This is a genomic window from Pseudarthrobacter sp. NPDC092419, assembly GCF_044755045.1.
Classification (GTDB): Bacteria; Actinomycetota; Actinomycetes; order Actinomycetales; family Micrococcaceae; genus Arthrobacter.
Genome location: NZ_JBIVQF010000007.1, coordinates 1 through 25,849 on the forward strand (window position 1 = coordinate 1; position 25,849 = coordinate 25,849).

Annotated in this window: 21 protein-coding genes and 2 tRNA genes; 12 read left to right on the forward strand and 11 right to left on the reverse strand. The window is 67.1% G+C overall.

Annotated elements, in window-relative coordinates; genetic code table 11:
- Positions 1-341: 341 nt before the first annotated feature.
- On the forward strand, positions 342-767 hold the full coding sequence (locus tag ACIQC0_RS11785) for a CBS domain-containing protein (protein ID WP_377214598.1): 426 nt from the start codon (positions 342-344) through the stop codon (positions 765-767).
- 138 nt (positions 768-905) lie between these two features.
- Here the strand turns inward: ACIQC0_RS11785 and ACIQC0_RS11790 are convergent, their stop codons facing one another.
- A complete protein-coding gene (locus ACIQC0_RS11790) occupies positions 906-1,658 on the reverse strand; it encodes a peptidoglycan-binding protein (protein WP_400535115.1) in 753 nt (250 codons plus the stop codon).
- Between the two features lie 540 nt (positions 1,659-2,198).
- Between ACIQC0_RS11790 and ACIQC0_RS11795 the strand changes: the two genes are divergently transcribed.
- A complete protein-coding gene (locus ACIQC0_RS11795) occupies positions 2,199-2,747 on the forward strand; it encodes an acyl-CoA thioesterase (protein WP_400535117.1) in 549 nt (182 codons plus the stop codon).
- Between the two features lie 3 nt (positions 2,748-2,750).
- Here ACIQC0_RS11795 and ACIQC0_RS11800 read toward each other — a convergent pair whose 3' ends face one another.
- Positions 2,751-3,551, reverse strand: coding sequence for an ABC transporter permease subunit (locus tag ACIQC0_RS11800; RefSeq protein ID WP_400535119.1), 801 nt, complete (start codon positions 3,549-3,551; stop codon positions 2,751-2,753).
- The gene (locus ACIQC0_RS11805; protein WP_377214602.1) at positions 3,548-4,471 is read right to left on the reverse strand and encodes an ABC transporter ATP-binding protein; all 924 of its coding nucleotides are present in this window, start codon (positions 4,469-4,471) and stop codon (positions 3,548-3,550) included. The genes ACIQC0_RS11800 and ACIQC0_RS11805 overlap by 4 nt, the downstream gene beginning before the upstream one ends.
- Before the next feature lie 148 nt (positions 4,472-4,619).
- Here ACIQC0_RS11805 and trxA point away from each other — a divergent pair, with 148 nt between their 5' ends.
- Positions 4,620-5,045, forward strand: a complete 426-nt coding sequence (gene trxA, locus ACIQC0_RS11810) for a thioredoxin (protein ID WP_400535121.1) — start codon at positions 4,620-4,622, stop codon at positions 5,043-5,045.
- An 88-nt stretch (positions 5,046-5,133) separates the two neighbouring features.
- Here the strand turns inward: trxA and ACIQC0_RS11815 are convergent, their stop codons facing one another.
- Entirely contained in the window at positions 5,134-5,412 is a 279-nt protein-coding gene (locus ACIQC0_RS11815; protein WP_400535123.1) for a putative quinol monooxygenase, read from the reverse strand.
- 50 nt (positions 5,413-5,462) lie between these two features.
- Between ACIQC0_RS11815 and ACIQC0_RS11820 the strand changes: the two genes are divergently transcribed.
- The gene (locus ACIQC0_RS11820) at positions 5,463-7,154 is read left to right on the forward strand and encodes an AMP-binding protein (protein WP_400535125.1); all 1,692 of its coding nucleotides are present in this window, start codon (positions 5,463-5,465) and stop codon (positions 7,152-7,154) included.
- Between the two features lie 3 nt (positions 7,155-7,157).
- Here ACIQC0_RS11820 and ACIQC0_RS11825 read toward each other — a convergent pair whose 3' ends face one another.
- A complete protein-coding gene (locus ACIQC0_RS11825; RefSeq protein WP_400535127.1) occupies positions 7,158-8,126 on the reverse strand; it encodes a DNA-3-methyladenine glycosylase family protein in 969 nt (322 codons plus the stop codon).
- A 54-nt stretch (positions 8,127-8,180) separates the two neighbouring features.
- Between ACIQC0_RS11825 and ACIQC0_RS11830 the strand changes: the two genes are divergently transcribed.
- From ACIQC0_RS11830 to ACIQC0_RS11860, 7 genes are all read left to right on the forward strand, one after another.
- Entirely contained in the window at positions 8,181-9,566 is a 1,386-nt protein-coding gene (locus ACIQC0_RS11830; RefSeq protein ID WP_377214607.1) for a cystathionine beta-synthase, read from the forward strand.
- A 26-nt stretch (positions 9,567-9,592) separates the two neighbouring features.
- Positions 9,593-10,756: a cystathionine gamma-synthase gene (locus tag ACIQC0_RS11835; RefSeq protein ID WP_400535129.1), complete on the forward strand. Its 1,164-nt coding sequence runs from the start codon at positions 9,593-9,595 to the stop codon at positions 10,754-10,756.
- Between the two features lie 42 nt (positions 10,757-10,798).
- Entirely contained in the window at positions 10,799-11,569 is a 771-nt protein-coding gene (locus ACIQC0_RS11840) for an SDR family oxidoreductase (RefSeq protein ID WP_400535131.1), read from the forward strand.
- 131 nt (positions 11,570-11,700) lie between these two features.
- Entirely contained in the window at positions 11,701-12,354 is a 654-nt protein-coding gene (locus ACIQC0_RS11845; RefSeq protein WP_400535133.1) for an MOSC domain-containing protein, read from the forward strand.
- Between the two features lie 406 nt (positions 12,355-12,760).
- Positions 12,761-14,782 carry a DEAD/DEAH box helicase gene (locus ACIQC0_RS11850; protein ID WP_400535135.1) on the forward strand — a complete coding sequence of 674 codons (2,022 nt, stop codon included), beginning with the start codon at positions 12,761-12,763 and terminating at the stop codon, positions 14,780-14,782.
- Between the two features lie 324 nt (positions 14,783-15,106).
- Positions 15,107-15,178: transfer RNA gene (locus ACIQC0_RS11855), tRNA-Thr, on the forward strand.
- Between the two features lie 61 nt (positions 15,179-15,239).
- Positions 15,240-15,313 (forward strand) — tRNA-Met (locus ACIQC0_RS11860).
- Between the two features lie 44 nt (positions 15,314-15,357).
- Here ACIQC0_RS11860 and ACIQC0_RS11865 read toward each other — a convergent pair.
- Positions 15,358-16,137, reverse strand: a complete 780-nt coding sequence (locus tag ACIQC0_RS11865) for an IclR family transcriptional regulator (RefSeq protein WP_400535137.1) — start codon at positions 16,135-16,137, stop codon at positions 15,358-15,360.
- 148 nt (positions 16,138-16,285) lie between these two features.
- On the opposite strand from ACIQC0_RS11865, the gene ACIQC0_RS11870 reads away from it, so the two are divergent.
- Complete coding sequence (locus ACIQC0_RS11870) at positions 16,286-17,608, forward strand: YjiH family protein (RefSeq protein ID WP_400535139.1); 1,323 nt, start codon at positions 16,286-16,288, stop codon at positions 17,606-17,608.
- 102 nt (positions 17,609-17,710) lie between these two features.
- On the opposite strand, the gene ACIQC0_RS11875 is transcribed toward ACIQC0_RS11870, so the two are convergent.
- Genes ACIQC0_RS11875 through ACIQC0_RS11895 form a run of 5 tightly spaced genes read right to left on the reverse strand, consistent with a single transcriptional unit; the run spans position 17,711 to position 25,789 of the window.
- The gene (locus ACIQC0_RS11875) at positions 17,711-18,931 is read right to left on the reverse strand and encodes a nitrate/nitrite transporter (protein WP_400535141.1); all 1,221 of its coding nucleotides are present in this window, start codon (positions 18,929-18,931) and stop codon (positions 17,711-17,713) included.
- A 45-nt stretch (positions 18,932-18,976) separates the two neighbouring features.
- Positions 18,977-19,762, reverse strand: coding sequence for a respiratory nitrate reductase subunit gamma (narI, locus tag ACIQC0_RS11880; RefSeq protein ID WP_377214615.1), 786 nt, complete (start codon positions 19,760-19,762; stop codon positions 18,977-18,979).
- Positions 19,763-19,764: 2 nt separating this feature from the next.
- The gene (gene narJ, locus ACIQC0_RS11885) at positions 19,765-20,385 is read right to left on the reverse strand and encodes a nitrate reductase molybdenum cofactor assembly chaperone (protein WP_400535143.1); all 621 of its coding nucleotides are present in this window, start codon (positions 20,383-20,385) and stop codon (positions 19,765-19,767) included.
- On the reverse strand, positions 20,382-22,079 hold the full coding sequence (narH, locus tag ACIQC0_RS11890; protein WP_400535145.1) for a nitrate reductase subunit beta: 1,698 nt from the start codon (positions 22,077-22,079) through the stop codon (positions 20,382-20,384). The genes narJ and narH overlap by 4 nt, the downstream gene beginning before the upstream one ends.
- On the reverse strand, positions 22,079-25,789 hold the full coding sequence (locus ACIQC0_RS11895) for a nitrate reductase subunit alpha (RefSeq protein ID WP_400535147.1): 3,711 nt from the start codon (positions 25,787-25,789) through the stop codon (positions 22,079-22,081). The genes narH and ACIQC0_RS11895 overlap by 1 nt, the downstream gene beginning before the upstream one ends.
- Between the last annotated feature and the right edge of the window lie 60 nt (positions 25,790-25,849).

Sequence of the window (25,849 nt, forward strand, 5' to 3'; positions counted from 1 at the left end):
TCCAGGGTGTGAACGATGTCCCGACTCACCGGTGAAGCATCAACTGGGAACGATGTCCCGACTCATGTGAGAACTATGTCGTGAAACTAGACACCTCATCTGCCACCCTTGTGAGAGCCTCCGGAACCACCAGGTTCCGGGGGCTTTTTCGTGCCCTTGGTGGTGTCCGGCTTTTCCCCGTTAAAAGGTCAAATCCCCGCGGCGTTTCACGGGGAATTGACCACCAGGCGGGGAGTGAAACCAGCCGTCGACACTGCCCGCAGCGTCGGCGTAGGCTGGCAGCATCGGCGTATGAGCCCCGATGCCCTGCGTCGATACTTTCATCGATGAAGGAGGATCCAATGAGTGCTGTGCGTGAGTTTATGACCACGGACGCGCGCTGTATCAAGGAAAGCCAGTCCCTCGTGGACGCGGCCCGGATGATGATGGACCTGGATTGCGGATCGCTGCCCATCTGCGGAGACGACGGCAAGCTGACGGGCATGGTCACCGACCGGGATATCGTCCTGAAGTGCGTTGCCACCGGCCGTAACCCGGCTGAGATGATGGCACGCGAACTCGCTACCGGCCGGCCGCACTGGGTTGACGCCGATGCCACTATCGACGCCGCGATTGAGCTGATGGAAAGGCACCAGATCAGGCGGCTGCCGGTCATTGCCGATCACAAACTGGTGGGCATCATCAGCCAGGGCGATATTGCACGGAATTACACCGAGCAGCGGGTTGGCGAGTTGGTGGAACATATTTCGGAGCGCCACCCCGCCTAAAGCGCGAACGCCCTACTGACCGCACCAATGGCCGCTTGCCGGCCATGTCCGCGGATCGGACCCCTTTCTTGGGGCCGGATCCGCGGACAGCTTTTTTAATGCGCCCACGCCAGCTTCGCGGGCCAACAGCTTCTGGGGTCAGTTCAGCGCAATCAGCAGCATCTGGCTTGTCCCGGGAATGCAGGTCTGCAGGATGGCCCGCGGGAATCCGCCGAACACCGCCACCACATCGTTGGTCGTCCCGGGATTGGGGACCTGGCCGCGGCCTGTCACGGTGTACGTTCCATAACCCGGCAGGCTCACGGTTTCGCCCACCCCGATACCGGAAAAACGTGCCCACCCGCCGCAGAAGTCGTGCTCGGTGATGAACAGCGAGTAGCCGTCGTTAGGGGTGAAGTGGATGGGCCCGATGCACGCGTCGATCAGTTCCTGACCGCCGGACCCGGCGACATGGATGGTCCGCACTGCGGGTGCAGGCGGAGGAGCAGGTGCCGGTGCCGGAGCCGGGGGCGGAGCAGGGGCGGGCGCGGGTGCTGGAGCGGGTGCAGGGGCAGGCGCGGGTGCTGGAGCCGGAGGGGGTGCGACGGCGGCGGCAGCTGCCTTCGCGGGCGACGGCGCCACGGCGGCCTTCTTGACAGAAGCCGGAGTTCCCGTCTGGGATGGGGCGGCCGGGCCGGCGCCCGTTCCTGAACTGCCGGCCGGGCTCGCGGCGGGATCGGCGAAGGCGTCGATGGGGAGGGCGGGGTGCACACGCCTGGCGGTGTAGTCCGCCAAAGCCGGGCCGTCGGGCGCAACTGCGCCGGCCGCCGTCGTACCCGCCGTGGCGGTTCCTGCGTCCTGTCCGTTGAATACTTCAGGCGTTGCGCTGAGGCTGAGGGTTGCGATGGTCAAGACTGCAACAAGGGCGCCCGCCGCCGCTCCCGCCCGGCGGCCGGGGTAGGGGAGCCCGGGGCCGGCAGGTCCGGTGCCTGGCGAAGGGGCGGTGAAGTCACTAGGGGGAATGGTGTTGAAGGGGTCCTCTTGCGGGTTCATGGGTAGGCCGTCCAGCTGCGGTCCTCCGGCCGGGGCGCGCCGCGTCACAGGCGGATACTCGGCACCCGGAGTCGGACAGGTGATCAGGGTGCGCCGGTGGCCCCGGCATCACGCCGGAGCCACCAGGGCGGAAGCGACCGCATACCCAGAAAATACGGAAGCCTGAACGGGACCGGATCCCGGCAGCTAACCCGGGAGACCCGCCCTTGCGTGGTCCTAGGAATCCCGAGTCTAGGAACGGGCCCCGGCGCCCGGCACGAGTACGCGGTACCCGGAAATCCGTGAGATTCGCTGGAGGGCCCGCACGGGTGTACTCAACTGGGGCAGCGGACTACCTGCCTGACGGGCGGGCTGCCCGCTGCCCGTCGCGTCTTGTTACTAGCGGGTAACATAGGCGCCATGCACCTGATTCTGCGAACCATCCTGATGCTTTTCCGCTCTGCCAGGCGGGCGCCGCTGACCATCTGGGACACGTCATCGCTGCCGATGCGCGTCCTGCCCACTGACGTGGACATCGCAGTCCACGTCAACAACGGCATGTATTTTTCGCTGATGGACCTGGGCCGGTTCGACCTCATGGTCCGCAGCGGTGTGTGGAAGCGGATGCGCCGGCGCGGATGGTCTCCGGTGGCGGCGGGGGAGACCATCGCGTTCCGGAAGTCCCTCCAGCTATGGCAGCGCTACACCGTCGAGACGCGCATCATCGGGCTGGACACCAAAGCGGTCTACTTCGAGCAGCGCATGGTGTCCGACGGCGAAATTTACGCGCGCGCGCATATCGCCACCCGGCTGGTCGCCAAGGGGCGGCCGGTCAGCCAGGACGAGATCCTGGAAGAATTCGGGCAGCCTCCGGCCCGCCTGGAACTGCCCGAGTGGATCCATGAGTGGCGGACCGCCAACAGCCTCCCGGGCGCCCGCACCCCGGCGCCGCACGCCTGGCACTCCTGAGCGTCAGGCCCCGACGTCGCGCCGTTCCAGTGCCGCGGCCGCCAGCACCACCAGCGCCGCGGAGAGTGCCCACAGCCATCCGGCGGCGGACCAGTCGGCGCCGCTGGCCACCGGCGAGTTCCCGTAGGCCCAGTGGTACGGGCTCAGGTTCAGCAGCCATTCCACGTCCTCGCTCTGGCGGCCGACGGCGTTGAACACGTACCCGAGGACGCCCACCGCCGCCCCGGCTGCTATGCCGTCGGTCTTCCGCCCGGTCACTGCGCCGGCACACAGGGCCGCCGTGCCGCTCAGGAGTGCCAGCCCGGCGAAAAGGACCGAGGCGCCGAAAAGGTTCTCCATCTTGATGCCCAGCTGTGAGGGCTCGTTGAGGAACCAGACGAGCAGGAAGACCCAGGCCGAGAGCACAACGATCCGCAGCGCCAGGGCCAGTGCCCGTTCCAGCACCACCTGCACCCGCCGGACGCCGTGTGCCAGCGTCAGTTCAAGCTGGCCGGATTCCTCGTCTCCGCCCACGGCGGCCGCACCCCAGGCGACGGATGCAATGGTCATCAGGAGGAAGCCCAGCAGCCCGTACAGTGTGGCCTGGGTGTAGCCGGGCCCGGTGGCGATCTGGTCGTAGTTCAGCGCCTTGGTCATTTCCGCCGGAAGGGCATCGATCATGTCCTGCATTTGTGCGCTGTCGCCGATGGACGGATAAAGCGGCAGGTACAGGAAGCATGCGCCCGCCAGCCCGGCGGCCCAGGCGAGGGTGGAGCGCCACGAGTCCACGAAGGAACGGCGGAACAGGGGAAGCGAAGTTTTCATCGCCCCTCCTCCTGCGGAACCGAGTACATCTTCAGGACGGCGTCCTCCAGGTCCGGTTCCTCCAGGACCAGGTCTACGAGCTCCAGCCAGCCCAGCATCCGGACCAGCGGCTGGATAGGGCCGGAGAGGGTCGCTGACAGCGTGACCGAGCCGTCGGACTCAAGCACCTCCACGTTTCCGACGCCGGGCACCTCACTGAGCAGCGCAACGGCGTCGTCCGCTGAAATTGCATGCGCCGTGAACCGGACGCGCCGCTGGGCACCTTCCCGGAGGCCGCTGACTGATTCGACGGCGATGATGCGCCCGTCGCGCAGGATGGCGACGGTGTCGGCGGTCTGCTGCACCTCGCTGAGAACGTGGGAGCTGAGGAATATGGTTTGGCCCCGGTGCCGTGCTTCGCGGACCATGGCGTGGAACTCCTGCTGCACCAGCGGATCCAGGCCGCTGGTGGGCTCGTCCAGGACCAGCAGCTCGGGCTGGTGCATGAACGCCTGGACCAGGCCCAGCTTCTGCTTGTTGCCTTTGGACAGCTTGCGGGTGTGCCGGTCCAGGTCCAGTCCCAGGCGTTCGGCCAGCTCGTCGACCCGTCCGGGCGGAACGGGACCGCTGATGGCCTGGTAGTGGTTCAGGAGCTTCCGGCCGGTGACCCGGCCCTCCAGGAACAGCTCGCCCGGCAGGTAACCGATGCGCCGCCGCAGCTCCGGACCGCCCGCCCGCGGGTCCGTGCCCAGCACCCGGACTTCGCCGCCACTGGGCCGGATGATGTCCAGCAGGCACCGCATGGTGGTGGTCTTGCCGGCGCCGTTGGGCCCGATCACGCCGAACACCGAACCGGGCTCTACCGTGAAATCCACGCCGTGAAGCACCTCCCGCCGGCCAAAGCTCTTGGTCAGGGACCGTGCCGAAATCGCGGCGGTCATGAGCCCTCCTGTCGCACGCACGCTTCACTGTTGCCCTCAGGGTAAGCGCCGCAGGGTGCACTGTATACGGCCTAACGTCCCGTATTCCCGATGACGCGGGGAGCGAACACCGCCCCAAATGCGGAACCATTCCGCGTACCGTGGACACATGGCTACCCTTGACATCACAGGTGAACAGTTCGCATCTACCATCGAAGGCAACGACATTGTCCTGGTGGACTTCTGGGCGGAGTGGTGCGGTCCCTGCAAGCAGTTCGGGCCCACGTACTCTGCTGTTTCCGAGAAGCACCCGGACGTAGTGTTCACCAAGGTGGACACGGAGGCTGAGCAGCAGCTCGCCGCCGAGGCCGGCATTTCTTCCATCCCCACCCTGATGGCGTTCCGCGAAAAGGTGCTGGTGTTCTCCCAGCCCGGTGCGCTGAACGCCCAGCAGCTGGAGCAGGTTGTGGAGGCCGTGAAGGGCCTGGACATGGAAGAGGTCCACGCACACGTGGCGCGCCAGCGGGAAGAAGCCGCCGCCGCCGCAGGCAAGCCGGCAGGCCAGCAGGACGGCACCCAGATCCCGGACGCCTAGTCCCTTAAAACCATCGACTGCTCCGTAAGTGCCACCTGAACCTTCAAAAGGGCACTTACGGAGCAGTCGATGCTTAAGGCCGGCCGCGCTAGATCCGCTCCACCTTCACGGGTTCGGCCAGCAGCGCGCTGAGGGATTCGTTCAGGTCCTGCACCGCGATGCCCTTGGAGTGCTTCTCAAGGTCCTCCTCCGACGCCCAGCGCTCGGTCAGCACCAGCTTTTCCTCGGTGGCTTCGGTCAGCTCGTAGCGGATGCAGCCGGGTTCGTTCACCACTTCGTCAATGGCGATTTCCAGGGCGAGCTTCACGCGGAAGAACTCGCCGTCGTTGGGGATGAACGTGGCCTGCAGGTCGATGGGTGCACTCATGCGTTTCAGAATACCGGCCGGCGCCGGCCCGATGCGGTAGCGTGCCTTCCATGCGCGCTTACACCGCCGGCGACACTGACGTCCCGCTGCTCGAAGAGACCATCGGCCACAACTTTGAACGGATTGCAGCGCAGTTCCCGCTGCATGACGCGCTGATCGAGGCGGCCCCGGTCCCGGGTGCGGATGCCCGGCGATGGAGCTACACCAAGATGAACGACGACGTCGACCGCCTGGCGCGCGCCCTGCTCGCCTTGGGCATTGCCAAGGGGGAGCGGGTCGGCATCTGGAGCCCCAACTGCGCCGAATGGACCCTCCTGCAGTACGCCACCGCCAAGGTGGGCGCGATCCTGGTCAACGTCAACCCGGCCTACCGCAGCCACGAGCTTGAGTTCGTGGTTAAGCAGAACGGCATGCGGATGCTGGTCGCCGCGCCCTCGGACCGCAACAGCGACTACGTGGGCATGGCCCGCGGCGCGCTCACCACCTGCCCGGAGCTGCGCGAACTCGTCTTCCTGCCGGCGCCGGGCGGGGAAGGGCCCGGCGGGGATGTGTACGACGCCGGCGTCCCCCTCAGCGAGGCAGAGCTGACGTACGCCGAGCTGCTTCGGCGCGCTGACGCCGTCGGGCATTCCGTGCTGAAGGAGCGCATGGCGGAACTTGACCCGCACGACCCGATCAACCTGCAGTACACCTCCGGAACCACCGGTTTCCCCAAGGGCGCGACGCTCACGCACCACAACATCCTGAACAACGGCTACGCCATCGGGGAGCTGCTGGCCTATACGGAGCACGATCGCGTGGTGATCCCGGTGCCGTTCTACCACTGCTTCGGCATGGTGATCGGCAACCTCAACGCGCTGAGCCACGGCGCTGCCACCATCATTCCGGGCCGTGGATTCTCGCCCGCCGCGGCACTGGAAGCCGTGCAGGACTTCGGCGGGACGTCTCTGTACGGGGTCCCCACGATGTTTATCGCCGAGCTCGCGCTGGAGGACTTCGGCTCCTACGACCTCTCCACGCTGCGGACCGGCGTCATGGCGGGCTCGCTGTGCCCCATCGAGGTGATGAACCGGGTCATTTCGGAGATGAACATGAAGGACGTGGCCATTTGCTACGGCATGACCGAAACCTCGCCGGTGTCCACCATGACCCGGCAGGGGGACACGCTCCGGCACCGCACCGAGACCGTGGGGCGCACCATGCCGCGGCTGGAGTCGCGGATTGTGGACCCGGCGTCTGGGGAGGTCCTGGAACGGGGGCAGATCGGCGAGCTGTGTACGCGCGGCTATGCCGTGATGGCCGGGTACTGGAACCAGCCGGAGAAAACGGCCGAGTCCATTGACGCCGACGGCTGGATGCACACCGGGGACCTGGCCCGGATGGATGAGGACGGGTACGTGGTGATCGAGGGCCGGATGAAGGACATGGTGATCCGCGGCGGCGAGAACATCTACCCGCGCGAGATCGAGGAGTTCCTCTATACCCACCCGGCCATCCAGGACGTGCAGGTGATCGGGGTCCCGGATGCGAAGTACGGGGAGGAGCTCATGGCCTGCGTGATCCTCAAGCCCGGAGCTGAAACCCTGGACGCGGCGGCGGTGGCGCAGTTCTGCCGCGGGAAGCTGGCTCACTACAAGATTCCCCGGTACGTGGAGGTCCGCGAGAGCTTCCCCATGACGGTGTCCGGAAAGGTCCGCAAGGTGGAGATGCGCGAGGAAGCCGTGGCCCGCCTCCGCCTGTAACCGTCAGTGGCGGCGGTGGTCCTGGATGGTCATCCGCGGGCCGAACGTGGGCTTGCGGAAGCCGCTGGCCTGGATCATCCGTACCACCCGCTGGCGGTGGCCGGTCCAGGGCTCCAGCAGCCGCAGCATGCCGGCGTCGTCCGTCCGGTGGCCGGTCAGTGCGGCACCCACGTAGGCGGCCAGGTGGTAGTCGCCCACGGAGATCGAGTCGGGGCAGCCGTGCGTGCGCTGCACCACCTCCGCCGCGGTCCAGATGCCGATGCCGGGGATGGTCTGCAGCTTGGCAGCTGCCTCCGCCGCGGGCAGCGCTGCCAGGCGTTCAAGCGCGACGGCGGACCGCAACGCCCGCATCACGGTGGCCGACCGCTGGGGTCCTACGCCCGCCTGGTGCCACTCCCAGCTGGGGACCTGCAGCCACTGGGCGGGGGTGGGGGCCAGCCGGAGCCCTGCGGGAGCGAGGGGAGCTGCCGGCGGTGGGGACCCGAACTTGTGCACCAGGTACCGGTAGGCCCGGCGCGCTTCGATGACCGTGACCTTCTGCTCCAGGATGATCGGCACCAGCTGGTCCACCATGCGCCCGCTGGCGGGCAGCCGCACGGCGCGGCTCTGCCGCCTGGCTTCACGCACCATCCGGGGGAGCGTGGCATGGAAGGCGGGTTCGTCGAAGCCGGACCAGTCGTCGCCGGAACCGAGGAGCCGGGGCACTGCAGCCACCGCAGCGGCCGCACCGGGACCCCACGCCCGGGCGTCGACTGCGCCGCCGCCCGCGGGGGCGAGGCGCAGCGTCACCGGGCCGTCCGGCGTCGTAAACGCATTCCACACCACGCCACCCTGCACGCTGAAGGAGGGGTCGCTGGCGCCGCGCAGCAGGGGCCCGAGAGTGCGGAGGAGATCCAATCCGCTGCCGGAATGCCACCGCAGGGAGGCGTCCGCCGCGGCGGCGGGCCGGGCGGTTGCGGCTGCGATGGTCATGCCTCCATCGTCCCACGCCGCCCCGACATCACCGGAAGCGGTAGCTTAGTATCCATGAAGTACGCCCAGTCCGTTTTGGACCTCATTGGCAATACCCCGCTCATCAAGCTGAACCACGTCACGGACGGCATTAAAGCCACTGTTCTGGTCAAACTTGAGTACGTGAACCCCGGCGGATCCATCAAGGACCGCATCGCGGTGAAGATGATCGAGGACGCCGAGCGCGACGGCAAACTCCAGCCCGGCGGGACCATCATCGAACCCACCTCGGGCAACACCGGTGTTGGCCTGGCGCTCGTGGCCCAGCAGAAGGGCTACAAGTGCATCTTCGTGGTCCCGGACAAGGTGGGCGAGGACAAGCGCGCCGTGCTCCAGGCCTACGGCGCGGAAGTCGTGGTGACCCCCACGTCCGTCCCGCCGGACAGCCCGCAGAGCTACTACGGCGTCTCGGACCGGCTGGTACGCGAGACCCCCGGCGCGTATAAGCCTGACCAGTTCTCCAACCCCGCGGCCCCCGGCAGCCATTACGAGACCACCGGCCCGGAGATCTGGCGCGACACCGACGGCAAGGTCACCCACTGCGTGATCGGCGCCGGCACCGGCGGCACCATCACGGGCACGGGCCGCTACCTCAAGGAGGTGTCGGCGGACCGTCCGGACTCCGACGGCGGCGTGGTCAAGATCATCGGCGCGGACCCCGAAGGTTCGGTCTACTCAGGCGGCACCGGACGCCCGTATTTCGTCGAGGGCGTGGGCGAGGACATGTGGCCGGGCAACTACGACAAGTCCGTCCCGGACCGGGTGATCGCGGTCAACGACGGCGACTCGTTCGCCATGACCCGCCGGCTGGCCCGGGAGGAGGGCCTGCTGGTGGGCGGCTCGTCCGGCATGGCGGTGGTGGCTGCGCTTGAGGCGGCAAGGGACCTGCCCGAGGAGGCTGTCGTCGTCGTGATCCTGCCCGACTCCGGCCGCGGGTACCTGGCGAAAATCTTCAACGATCAGTGGATGCGCTCCTATGGTTTCCTCTCCGGCGGCGAGGAAACGTCCGTGGGCGAGGTGATCAAGTCCAAGAACGGCGAACTGCCGGATCTGGTGCATATCCACCCCAACGAGTCGGTCCGGGACGTCATCAACATCATGAATGAGTTCGGCGTCAGCCACATTCCGGTCCTCTCACAGGAGCCGCCCGTGGTGATGGGTGAGGTGCTGGGCGCGGTGGATGAGCGTTCGCTCACGGCCAAGCTGTTCCGCGGCGAGGCGAAGCTGACGGACAAGATTTCCGAACACATGGGCCCCAAGCTGCCCGTGATCGGCTCGCTGGAGACCATCTCAGCCGCCCGCGAAATGCTCTCCGACGTGGACACCCTGATGGTTACGTTTGTGGGGGCACCGGTGGGAATCATCACCCGCCACGACCTCCTGGCATACCTCAGCAACTGACCTGCGCCAACCCGAAAAGGAGCACCATGACTGCCTCTGAGAACCAAGGCTTCAACACCCGCGCCGTGCACGCCGGCCAGGCTTTCGAACCGCGCACCGGTGCGGTGGTCCCGCCGCTGCACTTCAGCTCGACGTATGCCCAGGACGGCATCGGCGGGCTCCGCGACGGCTACGAGTATGGCCGCGGCGGCAACCCGACCCGCGATGCGCTGCAGGAGCAGCTGGCGGCGCTGGAGCTGGGCACCCACGCATATTCGTTCGGTTCCGGGCTCGCGGCAGAGGACTCGCTGATCCGGGCCCTTACCCGCCCGGGCGACCACATCGTGCTCGGCAACGATGCGTACGGCGGCACGTACCGGCTGATCAGCCGCGTGCTAGGGGAGTGGGGCATCGGGAACACCCCGGTGGACATGGCGGACCTGGATGCCGTGGCCAAGGCGGTGGCCGCGCAGCAGACCCGCATCGTCTGGGTGGAGACCCCCTCCAACCCGCTGATGAAGATCACCGATATCGCTGCGCTCGCCAAGGTAGCGCACGACGCCGGGGCCCTCCTTGTCGTGGACAACACCTTCGCTTCTCCCTACTTGCAGAACCCGCTTGCCCTGGGCGCCGACGTCGTGGTCCACTCCACGACGAAGTACATCGGCGGGCACTCCGACGTCGTCGGCGGCGCCGTGGTGGTCAAGGACGCGGAGCTGGCGGAGAAGATCGGCTTCGTGCAGTTCGCCGTCGGCGCCGTATCCGGTCCGATGGATGCCTTCCTGACCACCCGCGGCCTGAAGACCCTGGGCGTGCGGATGGACCGGCACAGCGAGAACGGCCAGGCCGTGGCCGAATGGCTGCTGGAGCGCCCAGAGGTGGAGGCCGTGCTGTACCCGGGCCTGCCCTCGCACCCGGGCCATGAACTGGCGAAGCAGCAGATGAAGAAGTTCGGCGGCATGGTGTCCGTGCAGTTCAAGGGCGGCGAGGCGGCGGCGCGGGCGGTTGCGGAAAACACCTCCGTGTTCACGCTTGCCGAGTCCTTGGGCGGCATCGAGTCGTTGATGAACTACCCGTCCGAGATGACCCACGCGTCCGTCAAGGGCACCGAACTGGCCGTCCCGGTCAACCTGCTCCGGCTCTCCTGCGGCATCGAGGACGCTGAAGACCTGATCGCGGACCTCGAACAGGCGTTCCGCTCCATCCCGTAGCCACCCGGCCACGCCGAATGGAGACGCCAGTAGGCTGGCAGCATGGAACCTCCCGTCGAAGCACCTGTCCGTCCCGTTGCGCTCATCACGGGGGCCGGGCGGCTGGCAGGCATCGGCGCGGGCATTGCCCGGCACCTGGCGGCGGACGGCTGGGACCTGGCCCTGGCGTACTGGCACCCCTACGATGCCCGCATGCCGTGGGGAAGCCAGCCGGACGACGTCGTACGCCTGACTGCCGAGCTGGAAGTCATCGGCGCCCGCGTCCATCTGCTTCCCTCTGACCTGGCTGATCCCGCCGTCCCGGACCGGCTGGTGGCGGACGCCGTAGAGCTGGCCGGGCCGCTGCAGGGGCTGGTGCTGAGCCATGCGGAATCGGTGGATTCGGGCATCCTGGACACCACGCTTGAGTCGTTCGAGCGCCACTTCGCGGTCAACACCCGGGCCAGCTGGCAGCTGATCGCGGCGTTCGCGCGGCAGGCAACGGACGACGGCGGCGCGATCGTTGCGCTGACCAGTGACCACACAGCGTTCAACCTTCCCTATGGGGCCTCGAAGGGGGCGCTCGACCGGATCATCATTGCCGCGGCGCGGGAGCTGGGACCGCAGGGCATCTCGGCCAACGTGCTGAACCCGGGGCCGGTTGATACAGGCTGGATGGCCCCGGAACTGAGGGAGGCACTCGCCGAACGCCAGCCGACCGGACGCCTGGGCACGCCCGCGGATGTCGCCGCCACGGTGGCCTTCCTCCTCTCGCCGGCCGGGCGCTGGGTGTCCGGCCAGCTGGTCAAGGCGGATGGCGGGTTTTCAGCCTGACGGTTGGGGCGGGACGCCGCTGGAGCTGACGCGGTGGCCTTGGTAGCTCCAGACGCCGGACGGTCATGGCCGGCTCGAACTCTTCGAATACATCCGTCCCCCACACAGCCGCGGGCCCCTACACTGGTGCCATGGAAACCGCCTCCGTCCTCGCAGTGTGCCGCGTCCACCAGCTCCTCGAGGATGAGAGCGCGGTCGGGATCACTGCCATCGACAAGCGCCCGACGGAAGGTCCCGTGAAAATCCACAAGCTGGGCCTCCGCGGCGACATTCAGGCCGACCGATACAACCACGGCGGTGAAGATCAGGCTGTCTACGCCTATTCCCAGGCTGACGCTGAATTCTGGTCGCAAGCGCTGGGCCGCGAGCTTCCGCCGGGCGTCTTCGGCGAGAACCTGCGGGTGGCCGGCATCGAGGCCACCGGCGCGGTGATCGGGGAGCGCTGGAAGATCGGCTTGGATGTCGAACTCGAGGTCACCTCCCCGCGCGTCCCGTGCGCCACGTTCCAGCGGCGCATGGACCAGCAGCAGTGGGTCAAGCGGTTTACCGAAGAAGGCCGTGTGGGCACCTACCTGCGCGTCATCCACACCGGTGCTATTCAGGCCGGGGACCACATCCACCGCACCTTCGTCCCGCGCCACGGCATCACCGTGGGGCAGTGGTTCAGCGAGCCCACGCCGGACCTGGTGGAGGCCCTGCGCGACGCCGAGGCCGATGGCGAGATCCGCCTCCAGGATGAGTACCACACCAAGTTCGACGCCGTCCTGCGCCGATTCGGCAGGTGACCCGGGCGAAGCATCCCGGCGCACGGCGGGCCATGTGCGCAAGCTCACCGCCGCCGTCGTGCGCTGAATTTCCGGTACGGCGCCCCGGTGCCCTACACTTGAAATATCCCCCACTCCGGAAATCCCTTATTCCTGCCCAATTTTTGAGGCAGGACTGGTAAGTGTTGGGGCCCGCGCAAGCGATGCGGGCATTTTCATAGGGAGAGCCGGCTAAAGAAAACGCTGTACAGACTGCTGGGATAGCAGCCAAGAGATGCAGCGGGAAGTCCTGCCACGGGATTGCGAAAGCGCCGGACTTCTGTGACCGGCCGGTCAACGTATGCCCGGCACCCACGGCACACGTACTGCGGCTCCGCTCACCTCGGGTAGTGCCGCCTGGCCCCCTATGGATGAGGAATCTTTCCCTATGCCCGAAAACCAGAACGAAAATTACGACGCCGACACCACAGTGATCGACGCTCCTGCAGCTTCCGCTGCCCCCGCCGAAGCGCCCGCGGCTCCCGCCGCCGAGGCTGAGGCAGAGGACAACTCCGTCAAGTTTGCCGACCTCGGCATCGACGGCCGCGTCCTCGCCGCCCTCCAGGATGTCGGCTACGAAAAGCCATCCCCCATCCAGGCCGCCACCATCCCGCTGCTGCTCGAAGGCCGCGACGTTGTGGGCCTGGCACAGACCGGTACCGGCAAGACTGCAGCATTCGCAGTGCCGGCACTGTCCCGCCTGGCTGAACTGCACGACCTCAACGGCCCGTCCCGCAAGACGCAGGCCCTGGTCCTGGCCCCCACCCGTGAACTTGCGCTCCAGGTGGCGGAGGCGTTCACCTCCTACGCCAAGCACATCGACGACTTCACCGTGCTGCCCGTCTACGGCGGCTCCGCCTATGGCCCCCAGCTGGCCGGCCTGCGCCGCGGCGCCCAGGTTGTTGTCGGTACCCCCGGCCGCGTGATCGACCACATCTCCAAGGGCTCGCTGGACCTGTCCGAACTCCAGTACCTGGTACTGGACGAGGCCGATGAAATGCTGCGCATGGGCTTCGCCGAAGACGTGGAGCAGATCTTCCAGCAGACCCCGGAAGACCGCCAGGTGGCGCTGTTCTCCGCCACGATGCCCAGCCAGATCCGCCGGATGTCCAAGCAGTACCTGAACAACCCCGAAGAGGTCTCGGTCAAGACCAAGACCTCCACGGGCGCCAACATCCGTCAGCGCTACCTGCAGGTCATGGGCCCGCACAAGCTGGACGCCCTGACCCGCATCCTCGAGGTGGAAGAGTTCGACGGCGTCATCGCCTTCGTGCGCACCAAGATGGCGACCGAGGACCTGGCCGACAAGCTGAAGTCCCGCGGTTTCCAGGCTGCCGCCATCAACGGCGACATTCCGCAGCAGCAGCGTGAACGCACTGTTGACGCGCTGAAGGAAGGCCGCATCGACATCCTGGTGGCCACCGACGTCGCCGCCCGCGGCCTGGACGTTGAGCGCATCAGCCACGTGGTCAACTACGACATCCCGCACGACACCGAGTCCTATGTGCACCGGATCGGCCGTACGGGCCGCGCGGGCCGCAACGGTGATGCGATCCTCTTCATGACGCCCCGCGAGAAGTACCTGCTGCGCGCCATCGAGAAGGCCACCCGCCAGCCGGTTGAGCAGATGCACCTGCCCACCGCCGAGACCGTGAACACGCTGCGCCTGGGCAAGTTCGCCGAGCGCATCACCGAGACCCTCGCCTCCGAGGATGTCTCGATGTTCCGCGACCTCATCGCCTCCTACGAGGAAGAGCACAAGGTGCCGGCAGCCGAAATCGCTGCAGCCCTTGCCGTGATGGCCCAGGGCGGCCAGCCGCTCCTGGTCAAGGAACTGCCGGCAGCTCCCGAGTTCCAGAAGCGTGAACGGTCCAAGGACGGCTTCGGGTCCCGCGGGCCCACCCGCCAGCTCACCGAGGGCAATGCCACCTACCGGATCGCGGTGGGACGCCGCCAGCGCGTCATGCCCGGCTCCATCGTGGGCGCCATCGCCAACGAAGGCGGCATCTCGTCCTCGCAGATCGGCGGCATCGACATCCGTTCGGACCACTCCCTGGTGGAGCTGCCCGCGGACCTCAGCCCCGAGCAGCTGCGCGCATTGTCCCGCACCCGGATCGGCGGCGAGCTGATCCACCTTGAGCTGGACAACGGCCGCCGTCCCTCCGGTGAGCGCGGCGCCTACCAGGGCAACCGCGGCGGTGACCGCGGCGGCAACTTCAAGGGCAGCGGCGGGTTCAAGCGCGAGTTCCGCAAAAGCGACGGCGAGCGGTCCTCTGCGGACCGTGGCGGACGTTCGTACAGCGAGCGCTCCTCCAGTGATTCCCGTTCCTTCGGCCACGGTGACGGTTCCCGCAAGCCCCGCGGCAATGACAGCGGACACCGCGATTTCAACCGCAAGGGCAAGTGGTAAACCTTCCGCAAGGTAGGTGACTGACGACGGCGGCGGACCGGCTGAATGCCGGCCCGCCGCCGTCGCCCGTTAACGCGGGCACACACTGCCGGGAGTGCGGTTGGTGTGGTGATGGACACATTGCCGCCCGGCCGGGTCGGTGAGGGGTCCTCCAAGGGGATTTCCGGCGTCGGCCGTCCTGATGGTGAAACCGTTAAAAGCCGCTAAAACCTGGGGAAAATCGAGGTGATGCGCACCTCTCTCAGGCAGGCTGCGAGCCCCGGGGGAAGGCCGGTTCCGCCGATTTGTTGGTGGTGAAATCTTCCGGTAGAGTATTTACTCGTTGCCCCCCTAGCTCAGTGGTAGAGCGCGTTCTTGGTAAGAACGAGGTCACCGGATCGATTCCGGTGGGGGGCTCTGAATGAGGGCCTGTGTCAAGGCGGTTTTGACCGGCTTGACGCAGGTTTTTCTCATTCGTGGCGGTGTAGCTCAGTTGGTTAGAGCGCACGACTCATAATCGTGAGGTCGGGAGATCGAGCCTCCCCACCGCTACATAGATAAGCCCCCGGAATCCGCGAGGATCCGGGGGTCTTTCGTTAACCGTTCCCCGGCGGCACCCATCCAAGCCGGCGGCTCAAGTCCCGGGTCGCGTTCTCCAGGGCGCCCACGAGGATGCGCTGCAGGTCCGCATCAGCGGCGGACGGTTCGGCCAGGCTGTAGGCGTGGGTGACCGCGATGGAGGCCACGACCCGCCCGGTCCTGTCGTGCACCGGTTTCGCGATGGACGTTAAGCCTTCCGTGACCTCGCCGAACTCGCGGGCGAACCCGGCCCGCCGCACCGCCGAGAGCTGCTCCTGCAGTTCGCCGTACGTGGCCGGACCCCGGCCGGTCCGCCGGATGAACGCGAAGTTGGGTGGGAACAGCGCGCGCAGTTGGTCGTTGCCGATGCCGGCCAGGATCACCCTGCCGGAGGCTGTCAGGTGTGCCGGGAGCCGGACGTCCTTCGCGGTGACCAGTGGTGCGCGCAGGGGAGCGGTCTGCTCGTGGATGTAGAGCGTCTCGTGGCCGTGCAGTACGGCCAGGTGTGCTGTTTCGCCCACCTTTGCCACGAGCCGTTCCAGGACCGGGCGGCCGTACCGGGCCAGCGGCGCCTGGAGACCGAAAGCCTGGCCGATTTCCCGCGCGGCGATGCCCAGGGCGTAGGCCTGTTCCTCAGGCAGGTGCGTCACGTAGCCCAGTGTCTGCATGCCCCGCAACAGCCGGAAAGTGGTGGACCGCGGGGCATCGACGGCCTCCGCTATCCTTGCCGCCGACACCGGGTTTGCCTGGGTGGCCAGGAAGCTCAGGATCAGCAGGGGACGCAACGAGCTGTCCACGCCACACCTCCCTGTGAGCCGAATCTCATATGTGAGACTCCATAGTCCCGGATTCCATTGTCCCTGATCCGGTTCCGCGGTGGGATGGTTGGGTACACGAAAATGCCGGACCCACTCCGTGGCCGGCAAAAGTCAGGAGACAAGTCCGATGGCCATCACCTCCGAGGCCCCGCGCACCACATCGCGTCATATGTGGAAGCTTTTTGTTTACAGCGGCATTGGCGCCTTCATGTTCTTCGTTCCGGTGACCATCGGTGCCAAGAACACCATCATGCTGGACCACATCGTTACGTTCCTCCAGGCCGGCATCGGCCCGGTCCTGCCCTACTACGCGCTGGCCGTCATCGTCGCCGGAGCAGCGTACCCGTTCATTACCGGAACCTGGAAGAAGACTCCCGTCGATGTGATCTTTTCCCTGTTCAAGGTGGTGGGCATGGCGGTGGGCTTCATGATGGTCTTCCGTGTTGGCCCCGCCTGGCTGTTCGAACCCGGCATGGGCCCGTTCCTCTTCGACAAGTTGGTCATCCCCGTGGGCCTGCTGGTACCGATCGGTGCTGTCTTCCTGGCCCTCCTGGTGAGCTATGGCCTGCTCGAGTTCATTGGCGTCCTGGTACAGCGGGTCATGCGGCCCATCTGGCGGACACCGGGGCGTTCAGCGATCGACGCCGTCGCCTCCTTCGTGGGCAGCTACTCTTTGGGACTGCTCATCACCAACCGGGTCTATAAAGAGGGCAAGTACACCGCCCGCGAGTCCGCAATCATCGCCACCGGTTTCTCCACTGTCTCTGCGACGTTCATGGTCATTGTCGCCAAGACCCTGGATCTCATGGGCCAGTGGACCGCCTACTTCTGGATCACCTTCCTGGTGACGTTCCTGGTCACCGCCATCACGGTCCGGATATGGCCCCTGAACAGCATCCCGGACGACTACCACCCGGACGCCGTGCCCCAGCCGGAAGAGCAGATCACCGGCCGCCGCCTCCAGGTTGCCTGGCGCGAAGCGCGAGCTACGGTGGACGCGGCTCCGTCCCTCGCGGCCAACGTGTGGACCAACGTCCGCGACGGCCTGCTGATGGCCATGGCCATCCTGCCGTCCATCCTTTCCATCGGCCTGCTGGGCCTGGTCCTGGCCACTTACACTCCGGTCTTCGACTGGGTGGGCTACATCTTCTACCCGTTCACCTGGGCCCTGCAGCTGCCCGAGCCCATGCTGGTGGCCAAGGCAAGCGCCGTGGGCGTGGCCGAGATGTTCCTGCCGGCCCTGCTGGCGGCAGAAGCCGCCCCCGTGGTGAAGTTCGTCATCGGCGTGGTGTCGGTTTCCGGGATCATCTTCTTCTCCGCCCTGGTGCCCTGCATCATGGCCACGGACATCCCCATCCCGGTGTGGAAGCTCGTGGTGATCTGGTTCCAGCGGGTTGCCCTGACCCTGATCCTGGTCACTCCCATCGCGTTCCTGCTGTTCCCCTCCTAGCCGCACCCCGACGTCGGGCTTAACCGGCTTTGGCCCGCATAAGCGGTGTGCAGCAGCACCGTTCATGCGGGCCAAGGCCGGTTTTGCGAAAGAGGTCCTCCGCTACCGCGCCTCCTGAACCTTGGCAGCTGTGACGCGGCCCTGCACGCCCCACACAGTGAACGCCAGCGCTGCCAGGGCAGTGGCCACCAGCAGCAGGAGCCCGATCGAGTAGCTGCGCGTGGCGGCATCGTACGTGGCGCCCATGATCAGCGGCGGGAAGTACCCGCCCAGGCCGCCGGCTGCGCTGACCACGCCGCTGATGCTGCCAACCTTGCCCTGCGGTGCCAGCACCCCTACCCACGCGAACACTCCGCCCGTTCCCAAGCCCAGTGCTGCGGCCATGCCGACGAACGTCAGGCCGGCTGGGATCTCGCCGTCGGGCCGCATGTTGACCACCCAGGCCAGGACGGCGACGGCGGCCAAGGATGCCACGACCACCGGCTTAGGCCCGAACTTGTCCGCCAGCACGCCGCCAATGGGCCGCGCCAGCACAGCCGCCAGCGCGAATCCGGCGGTCCGGGCACCGGCACCGGCGGGATCGAAGCTGTAGATATCGCGCAGGTAGGTAGGCAGGTACGTGGCAAACGAAACGAACCCGCCGAACACTACCGCGTACAGGAAGCACATCTTCCACGTCACCGGCGTCCGGGCGGCATCCAGGAGCTTGGGCACGACCGGCACGTGGTGGGGTTCCCAGTCCGGCGCCTCTTTCATCAGGAACCAGACCAGTGCGGCCATGGCGGCCAGGACTCCGGCGATGAGCAGGTGGGTCGGGAAATAGCCGATGCCTGCTACCAAGCGCGGGTTCAGGAACGCCGCGAGGGCGGTGCCGCCCATGCCGGCGCCGAACACTCCGGTGGCGAAGCCGCGCCGGGAGGGGTCGTACCAGGCGCTGACAAAGGGAATTCCGACGGCGAACACGGTACCTGCCACGCCCAGCAACAGTCCCGCGCCCAGCACCAGCGCGAACGAACTGAGCAGCCCGCCGATGGCCACGAGCATGAGCGGGATGATGGAGGCCAGCAGAACGAAGCTGAACATGGCCCGCCCGCCGTACTTGTCCGTCAGGGCTCCCACCACGATCCTGCCCAGCGAGCCCACGAACACGGGCATGGCCACCAGGATTCCCGTGGTGGCGGGGGTGAGCTCAAGGTTCTGGGTGTAGAAGGCCCCCAATGTTGCCACGGAGTTCCAGGCCCAGAACCCGGCCACGGAAGCGGCCGTGGCCAGCACCAGGTTGAGGGTGCGGCCGCTGGTGACGGCGGGGGATGTTCCAGACACGGTGGCTCTCCTTGAAGTATGTGCGGGCGGGACCGAGTGCCCCGGTCAGCGGTTGCGGGTGTCCCGGTCCGGCGTGCCGACGGGCTGCCAGCCCCGGCCACGGCGGTCCTTGTCACGGGAGCGGTAGACGATGTACGGGCGGAAGAGGTAATGCAGAGGGGCAGTGAACGCATGGACCAGCCGGGTGAATGGCCACAGGAAGAACAACACCATGCCCACCAGCGTGTGCAGGTGGAAGGAGAACGGAGCGGCGGCCATGGCGGCCACGTCCGGCTGGAAGATGAACAGCGAGCGGAACCAGGGGGCCACGGTCTCGCGGTAGTTGTGCCCGTGCTCGCCTTCGAAGACGCTCGCCAGCGTGGTCCACAGCCCGAACAAGATGGCAGCGGTGAGCACCACGTACATGGCTTTGTCGTTCCGGGTAGTGGCCATGAACACCGGGCCACTGGTCCGCCGCCGGTAGATCAGCAACGCGATCCCGCCCAGCGTGCCAACCCCCGCGATCCCGCCGACGAACAACGCGTTGAAGTGGTAGAAGTCCTGGCTGATCCCCACCGCCTCGGTCCAGGACTTGGGAATTACCAGGCCAAAGAAATGCCCGGCCACTACGGCCAGCAGCCCGAAGTGGAACAGCGGGGAAGCGATCCGCAGCAGTTTGGACTCGTACAGCTGCGAGGAACGGGTCGTCCAGCCGAACTGGTCGTAGCGGTAGCGCCACACCAGCCCGCCCACCAGCACCACCACCATCAGGTACGGCAGGACGCCCCACAGCAGGGTATCCAAGGGAGTCACTACGACGGCGGATCCGGGCGCGGTCTCAAAAGCCGGCATGGTCAGGCCCTCCTTACGGGCAATAGCCGGGGATCGTACGGGTCAAGGCCTACCGCTTCGGTGGGAGGTCCCAGGCCAGCCATGCGCATGACGTCCTGCTCGTCGCGGGGCGATTTGCCCGGCAGCGTGGCGCAGAGGGCCTCCAGGATCTTCGTGTGTGGCAGGCCGTCCCGCGCCAGGCCCAGACGGAGCATCTCCAGGCTGGGGCGGTAGCGGACCAACAGGGCATGGCCCGCCTCGAAATCCACCCGGGCCGCGTACTCCAGCACCATGGGCAGGTAATCCGGCAGTTCACCCTGGGTGTCCACCAGGATGTCGCTTTGCCGGTAGGCCTCCTTGAACGTGCCCAGGACCTCGCCGCGGCGCCGTGTGTCCCCATCCGTCCAGTAGCTCAGGTGCAGGGCGTGCCGTTTGCCCAGGTCGAACTCCCGGACATAGAAGGCCTGGAGCTCCATCGCAGGCGTGCCTTCGAGCTGGTCGAGCACGGCCTCGAAGCCGGCTGTGACACCAGGGAACTCTGCCAGCGCGGCGCGGATCAGCGGCACCCTGGCCACCAGGTCCTCGTCGGGATAGGACAGGCACCACGCGGCCGCAAGGTACAGTACCTGGCTGCGGCGGCTCATGGGCGGTCCTCCGCTGTGGACACGGGAGAGCCGGAGGGGCCGGAACGCTCCGGGAACAGCCCCGGCGGTGCTCCGTTGCCGTCCCAGTTGAGCAGGTTCACCCGGCCCCGCAGCGCCGAGTTGTCGGCAGCCGCGCCGGAGGTCTGCCGGTCGCGGAGGGCGTTGAACGTTTCCACGGCCACCGGGACGGGCCGGCCGCTGCCCTCCCCAAAGGGGGCTGAATCCTGCATGCCCGGGCCGCCGTCGAAATCCAGCGAGCAGCCCATCTCCTCGAGGTCGTGCGCCTGCTCCACGTGGGCCTTGGGAATGACGTAGCGTTCGTCGTATTTGGCGATGGCCATGAGCCGGTACATCTCGTACATGGTCTGCCCGTCCATGCCCACGGACTCCGGAATGGATTCGTCCGGGTCCTCGCCCATGCTGATGCCGCGCATGAACGAGCGCATGGCCGCGAGTTTCCGCAGCACCGCCGTCACCCGTTCGGTGTCCCCGGCCGTGAAGAGTTCGGCAAGGTATTCCACGGGGATCCGCAGCGCGTCGATGGCGCCGAACAGATTTCCCTGGTCCTCGCCGTCGTGCCCCTGCTCGCGCAGGAGGTCCACTACGGGGGAGAGGGGCGGCACGTACCAGACCATCGGCATGGTGCGGTACTCCGGGTGCAGCGGCAGGGCCACCTTATACACCTTGGCCAGCGCATACACGGGCGAGCGGCGGGCGGCATCCAGCCAGTCCTCCGGGATGCCCTGCGCCCGGGCCTCGGCCTGGACGGCGGGATCGTTGGGGTCCAGCAGGACGTCCATCTGGGCGTCGTAGAGTTCCTTCGGGTCGGTGACCGAGGCCGCAGCGGTGACCGCATCGGCGTCGTACAAAAACAGCCCCAGGTACCGCAGCCGGCCCACGCAGGTCTCGGAGCAGACGGTGGGCAGCCCCACTTCCACGCGCGGATAGCAGAACGTGCACTTCTCGGCCTTGCCGGTCTTGTGGTTGAAGTAGATCTTCTTGTACGGGCAGCCGGTGATGCACTGGCGCCAGCCGCGGCAGCGGTCCTGGTCCACCAGCACGATCCCGTCCTCCACCCGCTTGTAGATGGCGCCGGAAGGGCAGGACGCCATGCAGGACGGGTTGAGGCAGTGCTCGCAGATCCGCGGAAGATAGAACATGAACGTCTGCTCGTAGGCGAACTTGATCTTGTCCTCAGATTCGCGCCGGACCTTCTCCACCAGCGGGTCCAGGTGGCCGTTTTCCGCGGAGCCGCCCAGGTTGTCGTCCCAGTTGGCGGACCAGGTGATCTTGGTGTCCTCGCCGGTGATCAGGGATTTGGGCCTGGCCACGGGGAAGTCATCGCCCAGCGGTGCATCCACCAGGGTTTTGTAGTCGTAGGTCCACGGCTCGTAGTAGTCCTTGAGCTCAGGCTGCACCGGGCTGGCGAAGATGCCCAGCAGTTTCTTCACCCGGCCGCCGGCCTTGAGGACCAGCTTGCCGCGCTTGTTCAGGGTCCAGCCGCCGTACCAGCGGTCCTGGTCTTCGTAGCGGCGCGGGTACCCCTGCCCGGGCCGGGTTTCAACGTTGTTGAACCAGACGTACTCGGTGCCGGCACGGTTGGTCCAGGCCTGCTTGCAGGTCACGGAGCACGTATGGCAGCCGATGCACTTGTCCAGGTTCATCACCATGCCCATCTGGGCCATGACACGCATCAGTACTGCACCTCCTGTGAGCGGCGGCGGACGGTGGCCACCATGTCCCGCTGGTTTCCGGTGGGGCCGAGGTAGTTGAACGCGTACGCCAGCTGCGCGTACCCGCCGATCAGGTGGGACGGCTTCACGAGCAGCCGTGTCACGGAGTTGTGGATGCCGCCGCGGCGGCCCGTGGCCTCGGATTTGGGCACATCGATGGTGCGTTCCTGCGCGTGGTGGACGTACACAACCCCGGCGGGCATCCGGTGGCTGACCACGGCCCGTGCCACCAGCACGCCATTGATGTTCACGCATTCCACCCAGTCGTTGTCCTTGACCTCGATGGCGTCCGCGTCCGCCGGGCTCATCCAGACGGTGGGTCCGCCGCGGGAAAGCGAGAGCATCAGCAGGTTGTCCTGGTACTCGGAGTGGATGGACCACTTGGAATGCGGCGTCAGGTACCGAACCACCACTTCCATGGACCCGTCGCGGCCCAGCTTGGGTTCGCCGAACAGCCGGTGCATGTCCAGCGGCGGCCGGTAGATGGGCAGCGACTCGCCGATATCCGTGATCCAGTCGTGGTCCAGGAAGAAGTGCATCCGGCCGGTCAGGGTGTGGAAGGGCTTGAGCCGTTCAATGTTTATGGTGAACGGCGCGTAGCGGCGGCCGCCGGTTTCGGAACCGGACCATTCCGGTGAGGTGATCACCGGCACCGGACCGGCCTGCGTCTGGGCGAAGGTGATGAACTTTTCCTCGGATCCCTCGGCCAGGTCCGCCAGCTTCTGCCCGGTCCGCACCTCCAGGTCCTTGAACCCCTGTACCGAGAGCGCGCCGTTGGTGGTGCCGGAGAAGGCCAGGATGGCCTCCGCCATCTTCGCGTCTGTGTCCAGGGCGGGGAGTCCGTCCGCAGCGCCGCCGAGCATCACGCCGTTCGCGCGCCGCAGCCGCTCCAGAGGGCCGTCCAGTTTATAGGTGACGTTCTTGACGGTGAAGCCCAGCTTTCCGGCGAGGGGACCGACGGCGGCCAGCTTCTCCGCGATGGCCGTATAGTCACGCTCCACGACGGAAAAGACGGGCATGTTCTGGCCGGGTACCGCGGGAATGTCCGGGTTGCGCCAGTCGCGCACCACGCCGCCGGGCTGGGCCAGCTGGCCCGGGGTGTCGTGTTGCAGCGGCACGCTCACCAGGTCCCGGCGGACGCCCAGGTGGGTCTTGGCCAGCCGGGAAAACTCCTGCGCCAGCAGGTGGAAGGTATCAAAGTCGGTCTTGGTTTCCCACGGCGGGTCGATGGCCGGGGTGAAGGCGTGCACGAAGGGGTGCATGTCCGTGGAGGAGAGGTCGTGCTTTTCATACCAGGTTGCGGCGGGGAACACCACGTCGGAGAGGAGCGTGGTGGATGTCATCCGGAAGTCCGCGGAGACCAGCAGGTCCAGCTTCCCTTCGGGCGCCTGGTCGTGCCAGGCGACGTCCCGCGGCTTGAGCTCCGGCGGGTTGTCCTGGCCCATGACGTTGTTGTGCGTGCCCAGCAGATTCCGCAGGAAGTATTCGTTGCCCTTGGCGGAGGAGCCGAACAGGTTGGAGCGCCACAGCACCAGGGTGCGCGGCCAGTTGGCGGGGGCGTCCACGTCCTCGATGGCAGGGTTCAGGGTGCGGTCCTTCAGCGACTGGGCAATGTACGCGGGCGCGTCAGGCACCGCTCCGCTTGCGACGGCGGCCTCCGCCTCGTCCGCGACGTCCAGGGGGTTGCGGTCGAACTGGGGATAGAAGGGCATCCAGCCCAGCCGCGCCGACTGGGCCAGCGCATCCGCCGTGTGCAGCCCGTCCAGGCTGCCCGTGGACAGCGGGGACTTCAGCGCGTCCGCGGAGTAGCCGTCCTGCCGCCACTGGTCCGTATGCATGTACCAGTAGCCGGTGCCGATCATGGTCCGCGGCGGCCGGGACCAGTCCAGCGCGTTGGCCAGCGACACCCAGCCGGTCACGGGCCGGGTCTTTTCCTGGCCCACGTAGTGCGCCCAGCCGCCGCCGTTGCGTCCCATGCAGCCGGTGAGCATCACCAGGGCCAGGATGGCGCGGTAGGTGGTGTCGCCGTGGAACCACTGGCAGATGCCGGCGCCCATGATGATCATGGACCGGCCCTTGGACTGCTCGGCGTTCCGGGCGAACTCCCGGGCCACCCGCACGCAGGCCTGGGCGGGAACGCTGGTGATCTCCTCCTGCCAGGCGGGGGTGTAGGGCGTGGCCGCATCGTCGTACCCTGCGGCCCAGTCACCCGGCAGTCCCTCGCGGCCCACGCCGTACTGGGCCAGCATCAGGTCGAAGACCGTGGTCACCAGGTGCCCGCCCACTTCCATCACAGGCACCCCGCGGCGGAGCACGGAACCCGCCCCGCCGGCGTCCTCGAAGCAGGGGAGCAGGACCTCGGCGCTCTCGCCGGACACCTCGCGCAGGGACAGCGCCGGTTCCAGCCCCTCGAGGTCCAGGTTCCACTTGCCTTCACCGCTGCCGGAGTAGCGGAAGCCCAGGGACCCGTTGGGGACCGCTGCCCTGCCGGACTTCCGGTCGAACAGGACGGTGCGGAACGCCGCATCCTCGGCCCCGGCCTCGCCGGGGACGTCCAGGGCGGTGAGGAATTTCGACGGCGCCAGCCCGCCGCCGTCGTTCGCCTCCAGCGTGACCAGGAAGGGCAGGTCCGTGTACTGCTTGACGTAATCCGTGAAGAAGGGGACCTGCCGGTCCACGAAGAATTCCTTGAGCATCACGTGGCCCATGGCCATCGCCAGGGCTGCATCCGTGCCGGCCTGGGCGGGCAGCCACTCGTCCGCGAACTTGGTGTTGTCCGCGTAGTCAGGGCTTACGGTGACCACCTTGGTGCCCCGGTAGCGGACCTCCGCCATCCAGTGCGCGTCGGGGGTCCGGGTGACGGGGACGTTGGAGCCCCACATCATGAGGTAGCGGGCGTCCCACCAGTCGCCGGACTCGGGAACGTCCGTCTGGTCCCCGAATACCTGCGGGCTGGCCACGGGGAGGTCCGCATACCAGTCGTAGAAGGACGTCATTACCCCGCCGATCAGCTGGATGAAGCGCGTCCCCACCGCGTGCGACACCATGGACATCGCGGGGATTGGGGAGAACCCGGCGCAGCGGTCCGGGCCGTAGGTCTTGATGGTGTTCACGTGCGCGGCGGCGGCAATCTCGATGGCTTCCTGCCAGGACACCCGGACCAGCCCGCCCTTGCCGCGGGCCTGCTGGTACCGGCGCCGCTTCACAGGATCCGCCGCGATCTCCGCGAACGCCAGGACGGGGTCGCCCAGCCGGGCCTTCGCCTCGCGGTACATCTCCACCAGGACGCCGCGGGCATAGGGGAAGCGCACGCGCGTGGGGGAGTAGGTGTACCAGGAGAAAGCCGCACCGCGGGGGCAGCCGCGGGGCTCGTACTCCGGGCTGTTGGGGCCCACGGAAGGGTAGTCGGTCTGCTGGGATTCCCAGGTGATGATGCCGTCCTTGACGTACACCTTCCACGAACAGGAGCCGGTGCAGTTCACACCGTGCGTGGAACGGACCACCTTGTCGTGACTCCAGCGGTCGCGGTAGAAGACGTCGCCGCGCCGCCCGCCCTCGCGGAACACCGCCCTGCCGTCATCGGTCTGGTCCCATTTCGTGAAGAAACGGCCCAGTTTGAGCAGTGCGTCTGAGGCGGGTCCATCCAACCCGGCGTGTGGTCCGGCAGCCATGCCTTCCAAGCTAGGCGGGGGCCGGAAACCCGGAACAGGGCACAAAGGCCCTGTTCAGGG